This window comes from Chryseobacterium sp. Marseille-Q8038, from assembly GCF_965111995.1.
The window spans coordinates 2,058,409-2,079,308 of record NZ_CBCOPN010000002.1 but is presented as its reverse complement, the minus strand read 5'-3'; the positions used below and the strand labels follow the sequence as shown (position 1 = coordinate 2,079,308).

The window sequence follows — 20,900 nt, the reverse complement described above, 5'->3', positions numbered from 1 at the left end:
ATTTGTAAACTACAAATGTGAAAATAAATTCAGGTATGCTTGATGAAATTTTAGCAAAAATTCAACGAAAAGGCCAGATTTCTCGTCTTAAAAAACACCCCAATGTTTCTTTTAAAGGGATAAAACTTGGGATCAGTAATCATTTTGTTCTGCACGAAAATCTAAAAAATATTACTATTGGAAATTCCGTTAGTTTCAGAAACTATGTACATATTCTTGTGCAGCAAAATGCCACGTTAGAAATCGGGAATAATTTTTTTATGAACAATTTCTGCTCCATCAATTGTCTCGACAGAATTTCAATAGGAGACAATACATTATTCGGAGAAGGAGTGAAACTGTATGACCACAACCATGCTTACCAGACTCAGCCGGAATTCAAACTTCTCTCCTCAGAATTTACCACCGCTCCCATCAAAATAGGAAGTAACTGCTGGCTTGGAAGTAATGTGACCATCTTAAAAGGGGTTACTATTGGAGACAACTGTATCATTGGAGCCGGATGTACCATTCATAAAGATATTCCGTCTAATACCACTGTTATCAATCATCAGGATTTAATACTCAAGGAACGGTAATGAAGTTTTCTATTCTTATTGCACATTACAACAACGCCATTTTTTTTAAAGACTGTTTGGAAAGTATCCTTCAACAGACCTATACAAACTGGGAAGCTGTAATTTTAGACGATGCCTCTTCTGAAAATGAGAAAATAATGATCCGGGAAATGATTTCAAATGACAAAAGATTTAAATTTTTTGAAAATGAAAAAAATTCCGGTGTAGGAGTTACAAAAAGTAAACTGATTGAACTTGCTGAAGGAGAAATCTGTGGTTTTGTGGATCCGGATGATGCCATTTCCCCTACGGCTATTCAAAAATGTATGGAGATTTTTCAGGCTAAAAAAAATACGGTCCTTACCTATTCAAGGTTTATGACATGTGATCAGAATCTGAAGCCTATAGCTCCGTTCAGGTCAGCCATGCAGGTACCGAACAGGGATCCTTATTTTTTTAACTTCCCGATTCAGATTGCTCATTTTGTAACTTTCAGAAAAGCAGTTTATGAACAGACTGAAAAAATGAATCCTAATTTAAAAATAGGAGAAGATCAGGATTTATATCTTAAAATGTATGAAAAAGGGAACGTTCAGTTTATTAATGAAACCAACTATCTTTACAGAACCCATCAGGGCGGAATTTCTCAGAATGACAATAAAAAGAAATCCCATGAGTATTTTGCCCAGGTGATTTTCAATACGATGAAACGCAGAGGACTTACCACCATCAATGGAGAGAAAGTTCCTGATCAGTATACAGGTTCAGATGAAATATTTGGACTATTGCAGTATCAGCATCAGCTGCCTTTCCGTATCATGAAAAAAATAAAAATTACGTTACAATCAATCTTCGGATAATGTTAGAAAAAAAAATAAAAATTTTGTTCAGGCATCGTTCCATGGAAATGGGAGGTGTAGAAAAAGTATTGCTGGGACTTCTCAATAATCTTAATCCTGACAAATTTGAAATGACAGTATGTTTGACTCTCAACCAGGGGAAACTGCGTGATGAACTTCCGAAACATATCAGAAAAGTATACCTAACCGACGGAAAAGAAGATTTTTCCAATAATTCTCTTTTACAGAAACTTCAGCTCGTTAAAAGAAGAATAAAGCTAAGAAAACTGGAAAATTCTCCTGCCATTGCAGACCGTCTTATTAATGATACTTTTGATATTGAGATCGGGATGGATTACAGGGATTATGATGCCATTCTAAACTCAACCCATAAGAATTCAAAAAAAATAGGATGGTTTCACTCTGAAATTAACGTCCCAAAATTTCAGCCTTTAGTACCGAACATTTTAAAGAGCTTTCCACAATTTGACCATATGGTATACTGCTCTCATAAAATAAAGGATATGATGCATCAGTATTACCCGAATCTCAATTATCCTGCTGAGAGCGTTATCATCAATCCTATCCCTATCGAAGAAATCAAACGTAAGGCGGAAGAAAAGCTTGAAAATTTTCCTGAAGGACCTGTTTTTGCTTCTATCGGAAGACTTCATTCAAGAAAAGGATATCACAAACTTATTGACGCTCATACGAAGCTTATCAATGAAGGGTTTCATCACAGCATCATTGTCATTGGTGATGGCGATGAAATGAACAACCTCAAAGCACAGGCAGCCAAAAATAATGTTGAAAAGACATTTATTTTAATGGGAAATCAGATGAATCCTTATCCTTATATTAAAAAGGCGGATTATTTTATCCTTTCTTCTGAATCTGAAGCATGGCCACTGGTAATTGCTGAAGCTTTAATCCTTCAGAAGCCAATTATTGCAACAGAAGTGGGAGATGTAGGCCTTATGATCAAAGACCGGGAAACAGGATACCTCATCAATTATGAGACAGATGAAATGTATTCAGCGATGAAAACATTCCTTACCAATCCCAGCCTTGTCTCGCACATTAAAGAGAACCTTAAAACTATTGAAAGTCAGTTTGATAACAAGAAAATATTTGACAGTGTAGAAAATATTATAGAAACGCTGCTCAAAAAATAAATTATTGTGCAGAATATCCTCCGTCAATCACAAGGTTAGTTCCTGTGACCCATCTTGAGGCATCAGACAGTAAAAATATACAGGCATTCGCTACATCTTTAGGCTCACCTATTCCCAGCGGATGCTTTTTTATGATTTCTGATGAAGCTTCTTCTCCGATATTTTCAAACATTTTCTCTAAAATTGGAGTATTGACCATCGCCGGGCTTATGCTGTTAACCCGAATATTACTTCTTGATAGTTCCATAGCCAAAGAACGGGCTCCGGAAATCACAGCTCCTTTGCTGGCAGAATAGGCAGCCTTCCCTGCCTCTCCTATCATTCCTGCAACGGAAGAAATAAATACAAAACTTGAGGTCTCATCCTTATATTTTTTTAAAGATAAAATTTTAGCAATTTCAAGTCCTGCAATGACGTTGACAGCAAATATATCCTGATAAAGCTGAGGGTTATGTTTCTTTAGTGGTAATGTTTTCTCAATACCGGCGCAATGTATAAATCCTGCTATTTTACCTAATACTGAAACTTTATCCGCAATGATGGCTTCAAGGTTTTCAGATTGGGTAATATCTTCAGTGATGGTTTCAAATTTTGTTTCAGGATTCAGCATAGACACTGTTTTCATCAGTTCCTCATGGTTTCTTCCCAAGAGAATAAGATCAGCACCACTTTTGCTGCATTCTACAGAACAGCTTCTCCCGATCCCGGAAGAAGCGCCTGTAATGAGAATAATTTTATTTTTTAATGAGAAAGCATCCATTAATCTTCAAAATTTTCTTTTCCTATAACATTCATCAGGTCTGAAACGGTTTCAATATCTTTAAAATGCTTAGTATCAATTTTTTTGCTGAAGTTTTCGTCTACAAATGCAATAACAGAAAGCAAGCTGATAGAATCGTAGCTTTCCAAAGATTTTAAATTCGTTTCAGTGGTTAATGTTTCATCTTCTTCCAATTCCTCCTGTAGTTTTTCTAAAAAAACGGATGTTTTCATATTTTATAATTTTAAATGTTTTGTTCTGTTATATTTCAATAATAGTGGCTCCCCATGAGTATCCTACTCCAAACCCTGCCATTAAAACCTTATCCCCTTCTTTCAGCATTCCCTTATCCATCATATTTTTAAGAGCAATAGGAATGGTTGCAGAAACCGTATTCCCGGTTTTTTCCATATCAATATAGAACTTTTCTGCCGGAATTTTTGTTTTCTTTCTTAAATAATTCAACATAAAAGAATTGGCCTGATGGAAAACAAAATGGTCAATATCATCCATCGTCATTCCATTCACTTCCAGTGTTTCTTTTACCAGCCCGGGGATATTTTCAATCGTAAAATTAAAAATTTCAGGGCCATTCATATAAATATTTTCAGGGCTGAATTCATGTTCAGGATTCAGTTCAAAATCTTTTTTGAAAGCTCCTTTCTTCACGATAAGATTTTCTGCACCACTTCCATCTGTTCCCAGGCAGAACTGATAATCATTGCCTTCTGATTTTTCAATAATTGCAGAAGCAGAGGCATCCCCGAATATGCTGCGGTTTCCTTTATCATCAGGGTGAATGTGTTTGGTATACGTCTCTGAAGTTACCAGGAGAATACTCTTTGCAATGCCTGCGGAAATTAATCCTTTTGCAAAAGCCAGTCCATACACAAATCCTGAGCAGCCAAGGTTAAAATCTATAGCTCCGATATTTTTTCTAAGCCCCAATCTGTCCTGCAAAATACAGGCCGTTGTAGGAAGGAAATATTCCGGACTTTGGGTACAGAACAAAATAAAATCTACTTTGTTTCTGTCATAGTTTTCAAAAATTTTTTCTGAAGATTGTACAGCCATATCCAGTACGGTTTCGCTGTCAGAAGAAATATGGCGTTGGGAAATACCTACTTTCTCCTGGATACGTTCGGAGCTCCATTCAGGGAACTGTTTCTCAAGGTCCTCGTTAGTTAACACCTGCTGAGGCAGATAATATTCTATTTTTGAAATTTTCATCATATTAATAAATTCTCTTTCTTTGCAAAAGTAACGAAAACAAATTTACACTTGTGATGATTTTTATATTCAGAATCCTATTAAAAATAGACTCCCTCTACCATACTTTTTTGAACAGGGGCAGCCTTGAAGTGGCTAAATATAAAGGGATGAAAGTAGGAAAAAACTTTAACATGCCTGATAAAGTGTATTTCGGAACGGAACCTTACCTTATCGAAATTGGTGATAACGTAAATATTGCCGGTGATGTAAGGTTTGTAAATCACGGTGGAACAACCACCTTGCTCAGAAGACTTCCAGGCTATGAAGACGCAAGAATATTAGGAAGAATAAAAATTGGAAACAACTGCACTATTGGACTTAATTGTGTAATTATGCAGGATGTTCAGATTGGAAACAACTGTATTTTGGGCGCCAACTCTGTATTATCACAGTCTATGCCTGACAATACGGTCTTCATCGGAAACCCGGCACAATTTCTGTGTACTATTGAGGATTATGGTGATATTGTTCTTAAAAACAACCCGGAATATCCCCGTGAACTGGAGAAAGACCGGAAAAAGCTGGATGCTTATATCAAAGAAAATCTTCCTCACAAGTATAAAAAAGCAAGAAAAATTAAATAAATTTAATCTTGCCAAATCATAAAAAAGAAAAAAAGCAAATTGAAAAAGAAAAAACTCCTCATTCGTATAGGTTCATTACGTCATGGTGGTGCTGAGAAAGTATTAATCAACTTTTTGAAAAATCTTCCTCCTGATAAATATGAAGTCGACCTTTTACTTAATCTCTATTCGGGACTCTATATTAAAGAGGTTCCGTCATGGGTGACCCTGTACTATTTGACAAAAGGAGAAATGATAACAACCAACAGGCTGCAGGATATTCCTGTAAAAGCGTACAGGGTGCTTTATCAGAAAATGTTTCTTTGGTTTCCTTCCCTACTTTATAAATTTGTTTTAAAGAATAAAAAATACGATGTAGAGATTGCTGCCATCCATGCGATGCACCAGGAAATTCTCTCCAGTCCTCAAAAAGATTCGAAAAAGATTATCTGGGTACAGAATGATATTTTCAATTTAAAAGGGTACACTCCGGAAGTCATCAGACAGTTTTTCAAGTTTGACAGAATACTCGTTATTTCCAACAAACTTCAGGAAGGAATGTATGAGCTGGCTAAAAACGAAGCAGAAAAAGCATCCGTGATTAAGATCTTTAATCCGATTGACAAAAATGATACGTTAAGAAAGGCAGATATTGAAGTTAATGACTATCCTTTTAACAGTGATCTTCCTACTTTTGTAACGGTAGGAACTGTATATCCGCAGAAAGGATATGACAGATTGCTTAATGTTCATAAAAAACTGATTGATGAAGGGCTTCAACACCAACTCCTGATCATTGGTGACGGATACGACTTTGATACTATTCAAAACCAACTTGATACCTTAGGGCTTCAAAATACGGCCAAAATGCTTGGCTTCAGCAGTAATCCGTATCCTTATATGAAAAAGGCAGATTTTTACATTATGTCTTCACGACACGAGGGATTTCCTACGATTATAGCAGAAGCGCTTATCCTCAATAAACCTATTTCTGCTACAGATATTTCCGGCATCAGGGATCTTCTTCAGGATGGAAAGCTGGGAAATATCACCCCCAATTCCGAAGAAGGAATATATGAAGGAATGAAAAAGTTTCTTACGGATAAAAATATAACTGAAGAATACAAAAAGCAGGTCTCAGAAACTGAGCTTCCATTTGTTTTGGAAAAATCTGTAGAACACCTTCAGAAAATAATTGACGAAGTATAAAAACATTTACAATGGCCGATTATTCTATCATTCAAAAAGATTTTTACCGGGAAAGCGGAAAATGGCTTTCAACTTTTCAGATCTGGAAAAAATGTATTCATCCGAATCTTCATTTTGTCTATATCCTGAGAAAGGCTCAGAAATATCAGAAAATTCCTTTTTTGAATATTTTCTGGAAAATTGTACTAAGACATTATCAGATAAAATATGGTTTTCAGATTTATCCTGAGACCCAGATCGGCGAAGGTTTTTATTTGGGACATTTTGGAAGCCTTGTCATTAATCCCAAAACAGTTATCGGAAAAAACTGCAATATTGCTCATGGAGTCACCATAGGTCAGCAGAACCGTGGAAAAAATGAAGGGTATCCGGTTATTGGCGATGAAGTATGGATTGGCACCAATGCCGTTATTGTAGGAGGAATCACTATCGGAAATAATGTATTGATTGTTCCTAATTCTTATGTCAACTTTGATGTTCCCTCCCACTCTGTTGTGATTGGAAATCCCGCCAAAATTATCCCTACAGCAGATGCAACAAAGGATTACATCAACCGTAAAGTATAGTAAATCCAATAGTTATAGTAAAAATTCTACTTGCATTTATCGGTAATTTCCTGTACATTTGAAAAAAATGTATTGTTTGGTTATAGAACAACAACACAATCATCAATTTTAAATAAAATATTACATTTTATTTTTGATGACACCTATCCTTCAATACCACTAATCGCTTAATATTAAAAACACAACCCAAACTTATTATTAATTTTTTAAAATAATTTTTGATGAAAAAAAATATGACCCAAGTGTCCCCATTCCTACCTACGCAATCAACTCTATAAAGCGGGAAAAGACATACCGCTTTAAACTACAACAATTTATCTTCAAAAGTTTCTTTGTTGAGTTGATGCAATATCTATAACATTTGGGAATTATTATCTGATAGTAATTCTTTTCATGCACTCCATGATTCTGATATTCGGCAGGCTCTTCCGGAAACTCTAAGAGGTAGATGATATAAAATTTATCCTAACAGCCCAGACACCTACAACCATGTTCAAAAAAATAGTTCCTATTCTTCTCATTATAATATACCTAACGGGTTTTTTGATTTCATTCCCTTACATCTTTGATAATCTCTTTGGGGCTGAAAAAACAGACAGTATCCGGAATATTTTTGAGTATGGAATTATGTTTTCTTCGTTTCTGGTATTCAATGCACTTCTTTTTAAGAATAAATATACAACTGTCATTGCGGGTATTCTCTGTTTATTGCTAAGCATTAACTTTCTGATCTCAGTATCCTGTTTTCTTATTTATCATTCCGGATTTAATGTAGGAATGGCCATCAGTATTCTTGAGTCTAATCCGGATGAAGCCATGAGCATGTCTTATATGTTTATTCTTCCGGTCATCTTGTTTTTCGTTTTTCTGGGAATGGTAGTGTACTCGGTGAATTACCTAAAAACAAATGTGGTCAAGTTTGATGCTAAATTTATCATTATTGCATTACTGTGGCTTATTTTACCCTTCGGATATCACCTTAAACACACCTATGTAAGCAATAAAGGTGGAGGCAGGATGATCAAGAATGTATATTATCATTTATCTGATTTCAATACCGCGTTGAATATACAGAGAGATATTAATGAAATAAAAAAGAATATTCCGGTTTTCAATATCAAAAAAATACAGCCTGGAATAGAAAATGTAATTCTTATCATCGGGGAATCAGAAAGAAAGCAAAACATGTCCCTGTATGGCTATTCTAAAAAAACAACTCCTTATACAGATCAACAGGCTGAAAACATGATGATTTTTGATCATGCTGTTTCTCCTGCAGGAATTACAAACCTGAGTGTTCCATTAATGTTATCCAGCATTCATCCGGATGAATTCAGATATCGTTATGATAAACTTTCCTACAATATCATCAATCTTGCCAATCAGAGCGGGTACAATTCTTTCTGGCTCAGTACACAGGCAAGTGCAAAAGGAATTACAGCCATAGCTTCCATGTCTAAAAATAAAAAATGGGTAAACGGCTACGATGAAGTAATTGTTCCTGAACTCAAAAATGCCATACAGAAGAAAGAGAATAAATTTGTAGTTCTTCACATTATGGGAAGCCATCCAAACCCATGTAACAGACTTCCTCCCAACTGGAATTCCGGAGATCTTAACTGCTATGACAGCTCTATCAAATACACGGATTATGTTTTCAACAATATTTTCAAAACGCTGAAAAACACTAATTCTGTGGTAATTTATGCTTCAGATCATGGCCTTAAAATACAAGGAGACAAATTATTGCACGTAGACTCTAAAGAATCTACTCAGGTTCCGTTTTTTGTATGGTTTGGAGACAAAGTTCCGGCAAACTACAGAATTACCGGACATGAACCCCAACAGACACAAACCACTTACATCTACCCTCTGATCATGAAATATATGGGGTTGGAAGCTCCTCAACACTATAAAAATGAAGGAAATAAGTATTTGAACTTAGAGATGAAGAGTATGGAGTATAATCAATTGGACGAGTAAGTAGGCATTTAAACTTTTATCTGTGTCATTTTTCTGTTAGCCCAATAAGCAATTAACAAATTAGGAACCCAACACAGCCATGCTACTGCAATGTAAGAGCTTTCAGGATCTCCAGTAATCTTTGTCAGCAGAGGATACCATAGCCTCAGTGTTACTGCAGCAAAGGTGCAGGCATAACTATAGGTCATGAATTGCTGATGTTTACTGATAATCCCTTTTCTGATCTGTATAACCGCTGCAAGAGTAGTCATCAGCCAGATTAATCCCAAACTGATGAACCCTGCCGACGAAATTAATCCGCCATTAGCATAAAAGCCCATATAAACAGCCGAAACAGCACTAATAACCACTGCAATCACATAGAGCTTCCCAATGATGCGATGCACCCTGATATTTTTATTACGGAATGATTTCCCAAACTGAGACCAGCCAATAAAAAGTGCCAGCCCACCAAAAATAATATGAGAGAAAAAGGCGGATTTCCAGATAACATTATGGAGAACTTCTGATGATTTTGAACCCAGAAAGGTATATTTATGTTCTACAAAAGCGTAAATAAAAGGATATAATCCGATAAGTAATGCCAAAATACCCATTATTACAAACAGTAACTTTTTCATAGTTGTCAATTTAATTTTCTGTAAAAATGAGCATTATAAAAGTGCCAAATGTTCCAAAATGAAAGGTGGAACCTATTTATAAATCATTAATAATAAATCACTTACCAATCAACAACCAGAAATATCAACAATAAATCATTCCATATGAATGCTTTGGCTTTTTAAAAATTCTGTAGGTGAGCAATTCATGTATTTTTTAAAATTTCTGTTGAAAGAAGTTTTGGAATTGAATCCACATTCAAAAGCCAATGAAAGAATCGTATATTTTTGATTTTCCTGAAGTACTACAGTCCGTTTAAATTCTTCAATACGCTGCCTGTTGATATAATCATAAAAATTTTTCTGCTCCATAGAATTAATGACCTGAGACAATACATTAGGGTGAACCTCTAATACTTTGGCAATATTGTTCAGATTAAGTTCCGGGTCTTTGTAGAGTTTTTCGTGTTCCATTTTATACACGAGCTTTTCATAAATAGATTGTATAGCCTCATCACCCGGAGAATTTTTCTGATATTTTACCATTTCATGATCCTCTTCCTTATCCTCTGTCATATCAATACCAACAGGCAGATCCAAAATCCCCACCCGACTGATTCCAAAGTACGCCGCCATTACAATAAATAGAACAACGATGGAAAAAATAAGAATATCATTTCTAATAATGACAGCAATCCATATGAAAGCGATACCTGCAATAAGATAATACAACCAGTTCAGATTAATTTTCTCAGTATTTGAGTATTGGCTGGATATTCCTTTCGAATATTTCCTGACAGCAAGAAGGCTTAAAACAACATATACAATTCCTGATAAGATCATAAGATATTTGATGACCTTACTTAATGATTTGTACCCGTTATTCCCGTTCTGATAAGAAGCAAGCCTATCCCAGGGAGACATCATCAGAAATTGAGATAACAATATACAGATCATCAGAACAGGAATACCATGCAGCAACGCTGTCTTCATACCAGGATTTCTTCCTGTTACACACAGAACATATACATACAGCATTGGCCCGTGAATAAAGGGAAAGATCACTTCAAAACCAAGAAAATAAGGATACTTCACATAGCTGCCGGAAAAAAACAGCATAAATAATATAAGATGTATTCCTATCATCAAAAACCAAACTGCCAGTACATAATCTGCCATTATTTTTTTGCGTTTCCCCAGAATCAAAAGAGAAGAAAAACAGGCAATAAAAACTCCTGCCAGGTAAAATAAGGATGGTAAAGATTGCAATCCAAAATCAGACATTCAATGAATAGATTTATCAGACCTTTAAATTATTCATTTTCTGATATATTTCGATGATTTTTTTTAAACTCAAATCCATTACATCCATGAACCGATAAATAATTAAGAATATTTTAATTCACAAATCTCAAATTTTAATTTATACTTCGTAATTTTATCCTAGTTTTTTAAACGTTTGGATTACCTTATAGATATCAATATGTGTAAAGCAAAGTATATAGGAATATCAGATATGATTTTAAGCATATTTTACTATTAAACTTTGTTAAAAGTGTTTGACTTTTTAACAAAAAGTATATTTTTGCATAATTATTGATTTAGTCTATTGATTTTGAAAATAATTTAAACGAAATAAATAATTATAAACTTTTAAAATTTAAAATTATGTCACAATCGTACGAGGTTATTTTCGAAAACAATAAAAAATGGGTAGAGTCAAAGTTAGCAGAAGATCCAAATTTCTTCCATGAACTTGCAAAAACTCAGCATCCGGATTATCTGTATATTGGATGTTCAGATAGCAGAGCAACCGCAGAAGAGTTGATGGGAGCAAAACCTGGAGAAGTATTTGTTTACAGAAACATTGCCAATGTTGTTAATACTTTGGATATGAGTTCCACAGCCGTTATTCAGTATGCTGTAGAACATTTGAAAGTAAAACACATTGTTGTTTGCGGGCATTACAATTGCGGAGGTGTAAAAGCAGCGATGACTCCTCAGGATCTTGGATTATTAAATCCATGGCTGAGAACCATCCGTGATGTTTACAGACTGCATCAGGCAGAGCTGGATTCTATTCAGGACGAAAACAAGCGTTATGACAGACTTGTAGAACTTAATGTTCAGGAGCAGTGCATCAACGTGATCAAAATGGCCTGTGTACAGGAAAGATACATTTTAGAAGAGTATCCTATTGTTCACGGGTGGGTATTTGACCTTAGAACAGGTAAAATCATTGATCTGGAGATTGATTTTGAGAAAATCTTGAAAGACATCCAAAAGATCTACAATCTTACAGGTTCTGATTGGGTAATGAGCAGAAAGACCAAATAGTTTTTCTAAAAAGAAGGTAAAATGAAATTCTGGAGTATTATTGTATTAACGTTTTTTCTCAATTTCACAGCGCTGCCAGGCATTGCTGCAGTTGCAGGCTGGGATATTGCGAGAACGAATATAATAATCAATGAAGAAGAGCCACATTCTCACCCATCCTCATTCATTGTTTACGAAAAGACCATTCCGAAACCTTTAGATGTTTTCGATTATCTGAAGTTTTCTGAACCTGATGTTCAGGGCGTGTCTTTTATTCTGATTGATGATTCTTTTCATCTTTCCCCTTTACTTACTATATTTTCTCCTCCTCCGGAAGCGTAACTCCTATAGTTAGATTTTTTTGATACTATTTCCATATCATTTTTGATATCGGATACGCATGTACTTTAAAAATTATTTTTTTCAACTTTTTATAATTGACTTATCTAAAAACAGATAAGCCGGTTATACCTTACAGCTTCACATTATGAAAAAGACATCATTAATAGGAGGAATCAAGGAAAATTTTCCTTCAGGACTCGTGGTATTTTTAGTAGCACTTCCGTTGTGTTTAGGAATTGCTTTAGCATCAGGTGCTCCCCCATTATCCGGTATTATTTCCGGTATCGTAGGCGGCCTGGTAGTAGGAACAATCAGTAATTCAAATATTTCAGTATCAGGACCTGCAGCGGGTCTCACAGCTATCGTTTTAACAGCAATAACAGATCTTGGCGCATTTGAACTCTTTCTGTGTGCAGGAATTATTGCAGGACTTATTCAATTGGTTTTAGGGTTTGTAAGAGCCGGAAGTATTTCCAACTATTTCCCGAATAACGTTATTGAAGGAATGCTGGCGGCCATAGGAATCATTATTATTTTAAAACAGATTCCGCACGCTTTAGGATTTGATAAAGATTATGAAGGTCACGAATCTATTTTTGATAACGGCCTGAATTTCGGATATTTTACAGAATTATTCGGAGCTATTCATCCGGGAGCCATTGTTATTACTTTAGTTTCTGTAGCCATCCTTATTGCATGGGACAAAATCCACGTACTGAAAAGGATGAAAATGCTTCCGGGAGCATTGGTGGCAGTAATTGTAAGTATCCTTTTGAATCAACTCTTTAAGATGTCCGGAAGTTCTCTGGCTATCGAAACCCAGCATTTGGTTTCTTTACCGGTTCCGCAGACTTTTGATGATTTTAAAAATCTGATCACCACTCCGGACTTGAATGGTTTTACCAATCCTAAAGTATGGATTGTAGGAGCAACAATTGCCATTGTAGCTTCTATTGAAACGTTACTTTGTATTGAAGCTTCGGACCGTTTAGACAGACAGAGAAGAATTACAGATACCAATCTTGAACTTAAAGCTCAGGGAATAGGAAACCTTATCAGTTCATTTATTGGTGGTCTTCCGATGACTTCTGTAGTGGTAAGAAGTTCTGCCAATGCCAATGCCGGAGCAACCTCTAAAATTTCCTCTATTATTCATGGAGTCTTTTTATTGATCTGTGTGCTTTCAATTCCTGTTATTTTAAATTTAATTCCATTAGCAACATTAGCTGCGGTATTAATTTTAGTGGGATATAAATTGGCAAAGCCAGCTACATTCAAACATTTCTGGCACCTGGGAAAATTCCAGTTTATACCGTTTGTAGCAACCGTGGTAGCCGTAGTGGCAACAGACCTGTTAAAAGGGGTAGGAATTGGTCTTACCATCTCCGTTTTCTATATCCTTCAGGGAAATATGAAAAGAGCTTACTATTTAAGCAGAGAAAGGCTGGATGACGCTGATGGGATCAATATCAAGCTGGCTGAAGAAGTATCATTTTTAAATAAGGCAGCCATCAAAAAAACACTTAAAAATATAAAACCCAACTCTACAGTAATCATAGATGCAAAAAGCACATCCTACATTGCAACCGATGTATTGGAAATGATTCAGGACTTTGCCAATATCCGTGCCAAGGAACAAGACATCAATGTAGAACTGATAGGGTTTAAAACTTCATACAGAGATTACGAAAGAAGTGAAGACTCTCACATTTTAGTTACACATAAAAGAGCTATGTAATCTCTACAATTAATTAATTTTTTTAACTTTAAATTCGAAAACAATAAAAATATGAAAGCACATACATACGAAACACAGTCAACTATTACTCCTGAGAAAGCATTAGAATTCTTAAAAGAAGGAAACCTGAGATTTGTAAATAACCTTAAGGCAAACAGAGACCTTCTTGAGCAAGTGAATGCAACACGTGAGGGACAATGGCCTTTTGCAGTAGTTTTAAGCTGTATAGACAGCCGTACTTCTGCAGAGCTTATCTTTGATCAGGGATTAGGAGATGTATTCAGTATTAGAATTGCTGGTAATTTTGTTAATCAAGACATTTTAGGATCTATGGAATTCGGTTGTAACGTTGCCGGTTCTAAGCTTATCGTAGTATTAGGACACACGAAATGCGGAGCTTTGAAAGGAGGTCTTGATGCGGCACAAATTGAAGGGCTGGGAATGGATAACCTGAACCACCTTATCAATCATTTCAACCCTATCATCAATGACATCATTGAAGAGAACGAAGAACGTTCATCAAAAAACAGCTCACTTCTGGAAAGGCTTAATCATCAAAACGTAAAAAGTGCGATTGAAGATATCCGTAAGCAAAGTTCAACACTTAAAAATCTTGAAGCAGAGGGTAAAATTAAAATTGTTGGAGCAAATTATGATGTTGAGACAGGTGCAGTAACCTGGTTATAAGAAGTAACTTCATTAAATTTCAATTATAATTTACAGAAAATGCCATCGAAATTCGGTGGCATTTATTTTTTATTGTTTTGATCAGTTAATAAGCTTTTATAATACAGCTCTATTTATGCAGATTCCTAATACTGTCATTCTTCTTTTTGATTTCCAAGTAGATCAATTTCAGTTTTTCAGCGTCTGTTTTAGCAGGATTTACTTTTACTATCGATCCATTATTTGAATGAATCATCGCTTTTCTTAAATCAAATTGTTCAAGATCTTTTTGAGTGTAAAATACTTTAAAAATTCCACCTGTCTTACCAGGAATTTCTTTGGCTTTCATTGTATCAACTTTTACTGATTTCATTTTTTCAAATTTTAGATTGCCCTTTACATCCATAAATACCGGAGAAACAGCAAAATCTTTTGGGGTAATCACAATAGAATTAATTGTAATATTATTTTTTACCGCTTCGTTCACAGGCAAACTGATAGGATAAGAATCTATGGTCGTTGTTCCGTCGGAAAACAAAAGAATTGAGTTTTCTCCTTCTTGTCCTTCTAAGGAATATAATGCATTTAATAATGCATGTGAAAAATTGGTTCCGCCCTTCAATGGCCCGAAAGGAGTTATTTCTTTTGTAATTTTATCAATAGTTGTAAGCAATTTTTGTTTGTCTTTTGTAACAGGACAGATGAGATAAGAGTCTCCCGCAAAAACTACAATCGAAAAAGCCTGATTCTCTTTTTTAGCAGACACTACATTTCTTAAAACATTCAAAATTGCTTCTGATCTGCTGGGCTTAAAATCTATCGAATACATCGATATTGATCTATCTATCATCAAAACTATATTTTGCTGTGATGAATCGTTTCTTTTCTCTTCGTTTTTATTTTCAGTCTGGTTACAACTTAAGAGAGTTACAAAAAATAGGATAAAAAAATACTTCATTTGTTTTTTATATTTCCTGTAAATATTATATTTTAATTCCAATATTTCTCACCTGTGAATTCATTACACAATAATAATCAATAATTTAATATCTGCAATACTTCTTAAAGCGAATAGGTTTTAACCCATGTGTATTTTGAAAATATAAATAAATGACTGCCTCAATAATAAGGCAGTCATTCAATATGATAAACTGTATTTTAATTTCAGAACTTCTTTATCCTAATTAGAAATTATTTCCCGTTAAATGCAGACATTGTATTATTCAATCCAGCAAATACAAAGGAAAGACTGGCCTTAGCAAAGGTTTCAATTCTTTCTGTAAGTTTTTCTGATTCCTCTTCATTCCATGTTCCTAATACATAATCTACCTGTCTTCCGGCAGAAAAATCAGCAGAGATGCCAAAACGCAGCCTTGCATAGTTCTGGGTCTGCAATACTTCATTGATATTTTTAAGTCCGTTATGACCTGCATCAGAGCCCTTTCCTTTCATTCTTAAAGTTCCGAAAGGCAAAGCCAGATCATCTGTCACGATCAGCACATTTTCCAAGGGAATATTTTCCTTCTGCATCCAGTATTTCACTGCATTACCAGAAAGGTTCATGTAAGTATCCGGTTTAAGAACAAAAACTTTTCTGCCCTTGTGCTTTCCTTCTGCCAGCCAGCCAAAATTGGAGGTATTGAATGATACTTCGAGAGTTTCAGCTATTTTTTCAGCTACTTTAAAGCCTATATTATGTCGTGTATTTTCATATTCTGAGCCTTTATTACCAAGCCCGACAATTAAATATTTCATCAGAAATTTTTTGCAAAATTAAGGGATAAAAAATAAAAAACTCAATCTTAGGAAAGATTGAGTTTGAATATTGTTAAAAAAATTCTTCTATTGTGGTTTATAGATGTAATTAACGCCATATCCTTTTGTCATATAAGTCTGAGGATCATAAACGTAATTGGTACTCTTAACAACCGGAGTTGGAATAGGTGGTGTAAGATCTGTTACAGACCATCTCTTAGGGTTGTTTGGAGATAAGATAAGGCTTTCTTTATCGTTGATTACTGTAGATAACAATCTTGAGATTTTATATACATGTGGCAACAAGGTGAATGGGCTTACCTGATCATCATATGCATAGTACTCGTAGCTATATTTTCCAGTAACAGCACCAAATACTCCTCCTGTCATTGTTCCGTAGTTTCTTACCACTTTAGATACATTGTCTCCAACATAAGTATAAGCTGTTTTAGAGTAATCTGTGAAATTAAGTGGAGCTCCCGGAACATCTGGTCCGTTCTTCATAATGATTGAATCAAGCTTTCCTGTAGCAGTACTGTACTTAACCTGATAAGCAGTTTTCTCTTTTTTCAGTAACGTCTGTGGTCCTAAAGGGCCTCCTGGTATTACAGGCGGAGGTCTTCTGAAGGTTGAACGGCTTTCAGAAATCAGCTGAAGCTTATTGTTATTAGCATAAGTGAATAATTGAGTGTACGATACACTGTCTTTATCCAGCTTACCGTTTCCGTCAAGATCCAGGAAACCGTTGAAATTAATCTGGCTGATTTTATCACCACTGTACATAATATCAGTGATGGAAGCACTGTCTGTGAGTACTTTAGTCACAAGAAGTCCGCTGTAGTGATATTCTGCGATCGTATCTTTATCTGTAATTTCTCTGTATAATGCTCTGGGACCGCTTAGTCCTCCTGTATTGTTAAGATCCAGCAATGGATTTCCGTCCTCATCCAGCATGTCCTTGCAAGAATGTATTGAGGAGAAACCTGCGATCAGTAAAATAAAATAGAAAATTTGTTTCATTTCCTTGTAATTGATTATTTTTTTGACAAATATAATTTTTTTTTGCCTAAAAATTGTATTATTATTTATATTCTGGTAAGATTAATAACTATATTTCTCCTATAAATTTTTATAGGTAAAAGTTAAATTTTGATTTTTCTCAACAACCACATACCCTTGATTATCATAAGAATAGCTTTGCGCTGTATTAACAGGAGTGGCTGGTGCCGGTAATTCTATAAACATTGAAGTAGGGTTATTCGGAGATATTTTATAGAACTGAGCCGGATTGATCAGACTTCGTGTGATGAAATAAGCTGTTGGAAGTGTGGAGTACGGACTTTTCTGAGCGTCATAGTTCTGAAAGCTATACTTACTTATCACGGCTGTACCCATATTTGGGTTTCCGTTGATATCCAATAATCCTTTGGAACAAACTACCTGAATTACATTTTCTCCGCTATACACAAAAGCATAGTTGATAAATTTATTATAAGCACTTATTCCTGCTTCTTTTCTCTTCTCAAGAATCTTGGTAAGTCTATTGGTAACCGGGTCATAGGTAAAAGCATAATCACTCACCACTGAAGCGGAAGGAGTTGCTCCCGTTGTGGTAGATGTTGCATTATAAATCTTTTTACCTGTAGCATCAGGAACAATATTAAATTCATAAACAAGACTGGATGTTGCTGAGCTTACAAATTTAATTTTAGTGATATTTTTGTTAGTATACGTTACCGTTCCTGTGTAATAAGCACTTCCGGCAAAAGATTCATCTTTAGACACCGCGGTCTGCAGATCTCCGGTTACAGCTGTTGTAACATAGTCTTCCTGAGATATATTATTCGAGCTCACCTTTGCTAAAACCCTTTTAGGAGGTGGTCCATCATCCGGATTCGGGATAGATTCTGTAGGATCTGAAGTAGTATTACATGCTGTCAGCAGCCCAAGAAAAGCAATACCGGCAAACATTTTTAAAAAATAGTTTTTTACCATATAGAATTTTTTTAGCTTGTCCAAATATAATTCAATTTTCGATAATACACTTCACTTTATCTGAACAAATTCACAAGAAATAGAGTTAATAAACAAAAAAAATCTAAAAACATAACGTTTTTAGATTTCCTATTATTGTATTATGATGAAAATTAATAAGGCTGCAATATAGATGTTGTCAAAACAGACTGTGACATATCGCTATTGAGGAAGGTAGTATTCACCGCAGTTCCTACTCCAAGTGTTGATCCAGAAATAGCTCTTTTTGTGCATGCAACTTTAACTTTATAATCATTTTTAGGCATAAGATTCGTGAGTGTTGCATTAAGATTGAAAATTTTATATGCTCCTGGATCTCCAAGCAATACATCAGTTCTTACGGCTCTCAACACATCGTCTACAAATACCCCACAAGCAAAACTTGCAGAATTGGAGCCTGTTTTCTGTACTGTTGTCTGAAACGAAAAAGTAGCTTTATTCGTTTGATTGGTCACAGAGAAAGTATCCATTGTTCCTGTAAGTACAGACCAATTCGTATTCAGTGGATCTCCATCACCGTAAGGGTTAGTTGAACCATTATTTCCTGAAAAGCTAACTCCGGTCTTGTCTGAAACCGTATTTATTGAAAATACAGACATACTTCCCTGTCCGTCAGCAATTTTTATCGCTTTCCAGTCATTGGTGTTTAAATCTGCATTATTATGCAGGATATCACCTGCTGTTCCGGCAGATCCTTTCAGTATATCAGTACCTCCTGTTCTTAATTCTTTTCCAATATTCAGATCTCCGTTTACATCCAGCATATTCGTTGGATTAGGAGTATTAATTCCCACTTGTGCAGTTACTATAACAGCTAAAAGAAGTGATGTTACAAATAGTATTTTTTTCATGACCTGCTTAGTTTATAATTGTGTTAAACACTTCTGGAACTTCATATACATCAACTTTTAGAGAAGACTGGGCAATAAAGTCATTAATGTTAGTATATCCATTAATTCCTATCGAAAGTTTATTGCCGGAAGCTCCGTAAGAACCCAATCTTGTACAGGCAACGTCTACCGTATGATCTCCTTTAGCAAGATTATCTACAATCCCGATCTGAGTATGGGTAAGAAACGGGTATGTACTGGTAATTGCCTTTAAATTCCTTTGTCTCAGGTTCACCAGTTTACCATCTACAAAAATACCACAAGCATAATCTATTGAAGTATCTACTGCTCCTACTGCTCCAAAGTCAGCCTGAACCACTGTTTCGAACTGGAAGTAAGCCTTACTTTGAGTACTGAATACACTGATCGTCTTTGAAAGGTTCGTAATTTTTTTAAAACCCGGAAGACTGTTAAGTTCTTTTCCCTTAGTAAAAGTTGCCCCTCTTGAAGCGAAACCTACCGTAGAATCTTCTGAAGAGGTAAATGTAACTCCTACTTTATCTGAAAAGGAGTTGTTGTAGATCAGATAAAATTTATTCGGTTCATATTCAGGAATACGAAGGGATTTCCAGATGGGAGCAAAACCCTCACCCCTGGAAACCAAAAGCTGATCATTATTTCCCTGAAATACGGTGTTATCTGTGGCATTAAAAATACCCATCTTATTTCTGAAGTTGACATCTCCGTTTACATCAAGCTGTGCTTTTGGGGTGTCTGTTTTTATTCCTACCTGAGCTGTTGCCAAAAGTCCTATGCTACAAAGCAGTGTTGATAATAGTTTTTTCATCATTAGTTAGTTTTTATAGCTCACGTATTCGATAACATCCATTTTCATGGTAGATTCCAAAGTAAACGAGCTGGATACTCCACTTGAAGACTGTACATTACTTCCGATTGAAAATTCTGAAGTGGAATTTGAAGCATCGATCTTGCGGCATGCAATTTCAATATTATGAACCCCTACAGGGACATTCTGTTCTGTATAATTGAGGGTAAAGATATAGTCCTGAATACCATTTTTTCCACTGTTGTTATTCGTAGCGATTCTATCCGGACGTACAGCCACCAATAAACCGTTTCTGAAAACACCGCAGGCAAATCTTACACTTTCTATGGTGGTAGATGACTGTGCTTTCATTTCAATACCTGTCTGAAACTGATAAGTGATCCTGTTTTTTCCGTTTTTGATTGTAAACGTATTTTTAAGACCATCAATCTTTTTCCAGTTACCTTTAGCTGCATCAGTGACATTATCTCCCACTTTGCTTGTATAGATATTATCCCCGGCAACCCCATTGGAAATAGAGGTAACCCCTAATTGATCCGATGACAGATAAGAATTGATCAGTTTATACTGTCCCTCTTCCATAAAGGAAACATTCAAAGATTTCCACACAGGAGGCAAGCCCTCACCCTGAGAAACCAAAACCTGGCCGTTTAACCCGGCATTTCCAGCCTGAGTTGAAGTCCCGCCTACTCTAAGTTCTTTTCTTAAGGTGGTTTTTCCGTTCACATCAAGAACAGATTTCGGCTTCGTAGTACCTATTCCCACCTGTGCGTTGGCGTAGAATGAAAGAAGTCCAGCCGCGCAGCAATATATAATTTTTTTCATAATAAGGACTGCAAAGGTAAACAA

At 35.5% G+C, this 20,900-nt stretch carries 23 protein-coding genes; 11 read left to right on the top strand and 12 right to left on the bottom strand.

Translation table 11 applies throughout. The features are described from left to right. Positions 1 to 17: 17 nt before the first annotated feature. From ACWPWS_RS23390 to ACWPWS_RS23380, 3 genes are read left to right on the top strand one after another with little or no spacing between them, the layout of a single operon-like run. A complete protein-coding gene (locus ACWPWS_RS23390) occupies positions 18 to 578 on the top strand; it encodes an acyltransferase (RefSeq protein ID WP_454048085.1) in 561 nt (186 codons plus the stop codon). After that, the gene (locus tag ACWPWS_RS23385; protein ID WP_454048084.1) at positions 578 to 1,417 is read left to right on the top strand and encodes a glycosyltransferase family 2 protein; all 840 of its coding nucleotides are present in this window, start codon (positions 578 to 580) and stop codon (positions 1,415 to 1,417) included. Before ACWPWS_RS23390 ends, ACWPWS_RS23385 begins: the two co-directional genes overlap by 1 nt. Beyond that, positions 1,417 to 2,571: a glycosyltransferase gene (locus ACWPWS_RS23380; protein ID WP_454048083.1), complete on the top strand. Its 1,155-nt coding sequence runs from the start codon at positions 1,417 to 1,419 to the stop codon at positions 2,569 to 2,571. Before ACWPWS_RS23385 ends, ACWPWS_RS23380 begins: the two co-directional genes overlap by 1 nt. A gap of 1 nt (position 2,572) precedes the next feature. Here the strand turns inward: ACWPWS_RS23380 and ACWPWS_RS23375 are convergent, their stop codons facing one another. Genes ACWPWS_RS23375 through ACWPWS_RS23365 form a run of 3 tightly spaced genes read right to left on the bottom strand, consistent with a single transcriptional unit; the run spans position 2,573 to position 4,564 of the window. Next, on the bottom strand, positions 2,573 to 3,331 hold the full coding sequence (locus ACWPWS_RS23375) for an SDR family NAD(P)-dependent oxidoreductase (RefSeq protein WP_454048082.1): 759 nt from the start codon (positions 3,329 to 3,331) through the stop codon (positions 2,573 to 2,575). Next, positions 3,331 to 3,564, bottom strand: coding sequence for a phosphopantetheine-binding protein (locus tag ACWPWS_RS23370; protein ID WP_047380387.1), 234 nt, complete (start codon positions 3,562 to 3,564; stop codon positions 3,331 to 3,333). Before ACWPWS_RS23370 ends, ACWPWS_RS23375 begins: the two co-directional genes overlap by 1 nt. A 28-nt stretch (positions 3,565 to 3,592) precedes the next feature. Further along, complete coding sequence (locus ACWPWS_RS23365) at positions 3,593 to 4,564, bottom strand: 3-oxoacyl-ACP synthase III family protein (protein WP_209786247.1); 972 nt, start codon at positions 4,562 to 4,564, stop codon at positions 3,593 to 3,595. A gap of 146 nt (positions 4,565 to 4,710) precedes the next feature. On the opposite strand from ACWPWS_RS23365, the gene ACWPWS_RS23360 reads away from it, so the two are divergent. The 4 genes from ACWPWS_RS23360 to ACWPWS_RS23345 all read left to right on the top strand — a co-directional run bounded on the left by ACWPWS_RS23360 (position 4,711) and on the right by ACWPWS_RS23345 (position 8,924). Beyond that, complete coding sequence (locus ACWPWS_RS23360; protein WP_245169794.1) at positions 4,711 to 5,187, top strand: acyltransferase; 477 nt, start codon at positions 4,711 to 4,713, stop codon at positions 5,185 to 5,187. A gap of 39 nt (positions 5,188 to 5,226) precedes the next feature. Beyond that, entirely contained in the window at positions 5,227 to 6,375 is a 1,149-nt protein-coding gene (locus ACWPWS_RS23355; protein ID WP_309511707.1) for a glycosyltransferase, read from the top strand. 11 nt (positions 6,376 to 6,386) lie between these two features. Further along, positions 6,387 to 6,941, top strand: coding sequence for a serine O-acetyltransferase (locus tag ACWPWS_RS23350; RefSeq protein ID WP_309511708.1), 555 nt, complete (start codon positions 6,387 to 6,389; stop codon positions 6,939 to 6,941). Positions 6,942 to 7,430: 489 nt separating this feature from the next. Continuing rightward, positions 7,431 to 8,924 carry a phosphoethanolamine transferase gene (locus ACWPWS_RS23345; protein ID WP_454048081.1) on the top strand — a complete coding sequence of 498 codons (1,494 nt, stop codon included), beginning with the start codon at positions 7,431 to 7,433 and terminating at the stop codon, positions 8,922 to 8,924. Between the two features lie 8 nt (positions 8,925 to 8,932). Here the strand turns inward: ACWPWS_RS23345 and ACWPWS_RS23340 are convergent, their stop codons facing one another. Both ACWPWS_RS23340 and ACWPWS_RS23335 read right to left on the bottom strand, forming a co-directional pair. Continuing rightward, positions 8,933 to 9,544, bottom strand: coding sequence for a DUF2306 domain-containing protein (locus ACWPWS_RS23340; RefSeq protein ID WP_454048080.1), 612 nt, complete (start codon positions 9,542 to 9,544; stop codon positions 8,933 to 8,935). 135 nt (positions 9,545 to 9,679) lie between these two features. Continuing rightward, complete coding sequence (locus tag ACWPWS_RS23335) at positions 9,680 to 10,807, bottom strand: helix-turn-helix domain-containing protein (RefSeq protein ID WP_454048079.1); 1,128 nt, start codon at positions 10,805 to 10,807, stop codon at positions 9,680 to 9,682. A gap of 384 nt (positions 10,808 to 11,191) precedes the next feature. On the opposite strand from ACWPWS_RS23335, the gene ACWPWS_RS23330 reads away from it, so the two are divergent. The 4 genes from ACWPWS_RS23330 to ACWPWS_RS23315 all read left to right on the top strand — a co-directional run bounded on the left by ACWPWS_RS23330 (position 11,192) and on the right by ACWPWS_RS23315 (position 14,606). Continuing rightward, positions 11,192 to 11,860: a carbonic anhydrase gene (locus ACWPWS_RS23330; RefSeq protein WP_209786253.1), complete on the top strand. Its 669-nt coding sequence runs from the start codon at positions 11,192 to 11,194 to the stop codon at positions 11,858 to 11,860. Positions 11,861 to 11,881: 21 nt separating this feature from the next. Next, positions 11,882 to 12,181: a hypothetical protein gene (locus tag ACWPWS_RS23325; protein ID WP_105683231.1), complete on the top strand. Its 300-nt coding sequence runs from the start codon at positions 11,882 to 11,884 to the stop codon at positions 12,179 to 12,181. Between the two features lie 145 nt (positions 12,182 to 12,326). After that, on the top strand, positions 12,327 to 13,919 hold the full coding sequence (locus ACWPWS_RS23320) for a SulP family inorganic anion transporter (RefSeq protein WP_209786254.1): 1,593 nt from the start codon (positions 12,327 to 12,329) through the stop codon (positions 13,917 to 13,919). Between the two features lie 51 nt (positions 13,920 to 13,970). Beyond that, positions 13,971 to 14,606, top strand: a complete 636-nt coding sequence (locus ACWPWS_RS23315) for a carbonic anhydrase (protein ID WP_209786255.1) — start codon at positions 13,971 to 13,973, stop codon at positions 14,604 to 14,606. Between the two features lie 109 nt (positions 14,607 to 14,715). On the opposite strand, the gene ACWPWS_RS23310 is transcribed toward ACWPWS_RS23315, so the two are convergent. The 7 genes from ACWPWS_RS23310 to ACWPWS_RS23280 form a co-directional block, all read right to left on the bottom strand. Continuing rightward, a complete protein-coding gene (locus tag ACWPWS_RS23310) occupies positions 14,716 to 15,435 on the bottom strand; it encodes a vWA domain-containing protein (RefSeq protein WP_454048078.1) in 720 nt (239 codons plus the stop codon). A 341-nt stretch (positions 15,436 to 15,776) separates the two neighbouring features. Continuing rightward, positions 15,777 to 16,340, bottom strand: coding sequence for an aminoacyl-tRNA hydrolase (pth, locus tag ACWPWS_RS23305; protein ID WP_209786257.1), 564 nt, complete (start codon positions 16,338 to 16,340; stop codon positions 15,777 to 15,779). A gap of 87 nt (positions 16,341 to 16,427) precedes the next feature. After that, complete coding sequence (locus tag ACWPWS_RS23300) at positions 16,428 to 17,360, bottom strand: hypothetical protein (protein WP_209786258.1); 933 nt, start codon at positions 17,358 to 17,360, stop codon at positions 16,428 to 16,430. 99 nt (positions 17,361 to 17,459) lie between these two features. Further along, entirely contained in the window at positions 17,460 to 18,335 is an 876-nt protein-coding gene (locus ACWPWS_RS23295; protein ID WP_454048077.1) for a hypothetical protein, read from the bottom strand. Positions 18,336 to 18,487: 152 nt separating this feature from the next. After that, a complete protein-coding gene (locus ACWPWS_RS23290) occupies positions 18,488 to 19,225 on the bottom strand; it encodes a hypothetical protein (protein ID WP_209786260.1) in 738 nt (245 codons plus the stop codon). A 7-nt stretch (positions 19,226 to 19,232) separates the two neighbouring features. Further along, positions 19,233 to 20,054, bottom strand: coding sequence for a hypothetical protein (locus ACWPWS_RS23285; RefSeq protein ID WP_454048076.1), 822 nt, complete (start codon positions 20,052 to 20,054; stop codon positions 19,233 to 19,235). Between the two features lie 3 nt (positions 20,055 to 20,057). Further along, complete coding sequence (locus tag ACWPWS_RS23280) at positions 20,058 to 20,876, bottom strand: hypothetical protein (RefSeq protein ID WP_454048075.1); 819 nt, start codon at positions 20,874 to 20,876, stop codon at positions 20,058 to 20,060. Between the last annotated feature and the right edge of the window lie 24 nt (positions 20,877 to 20,900).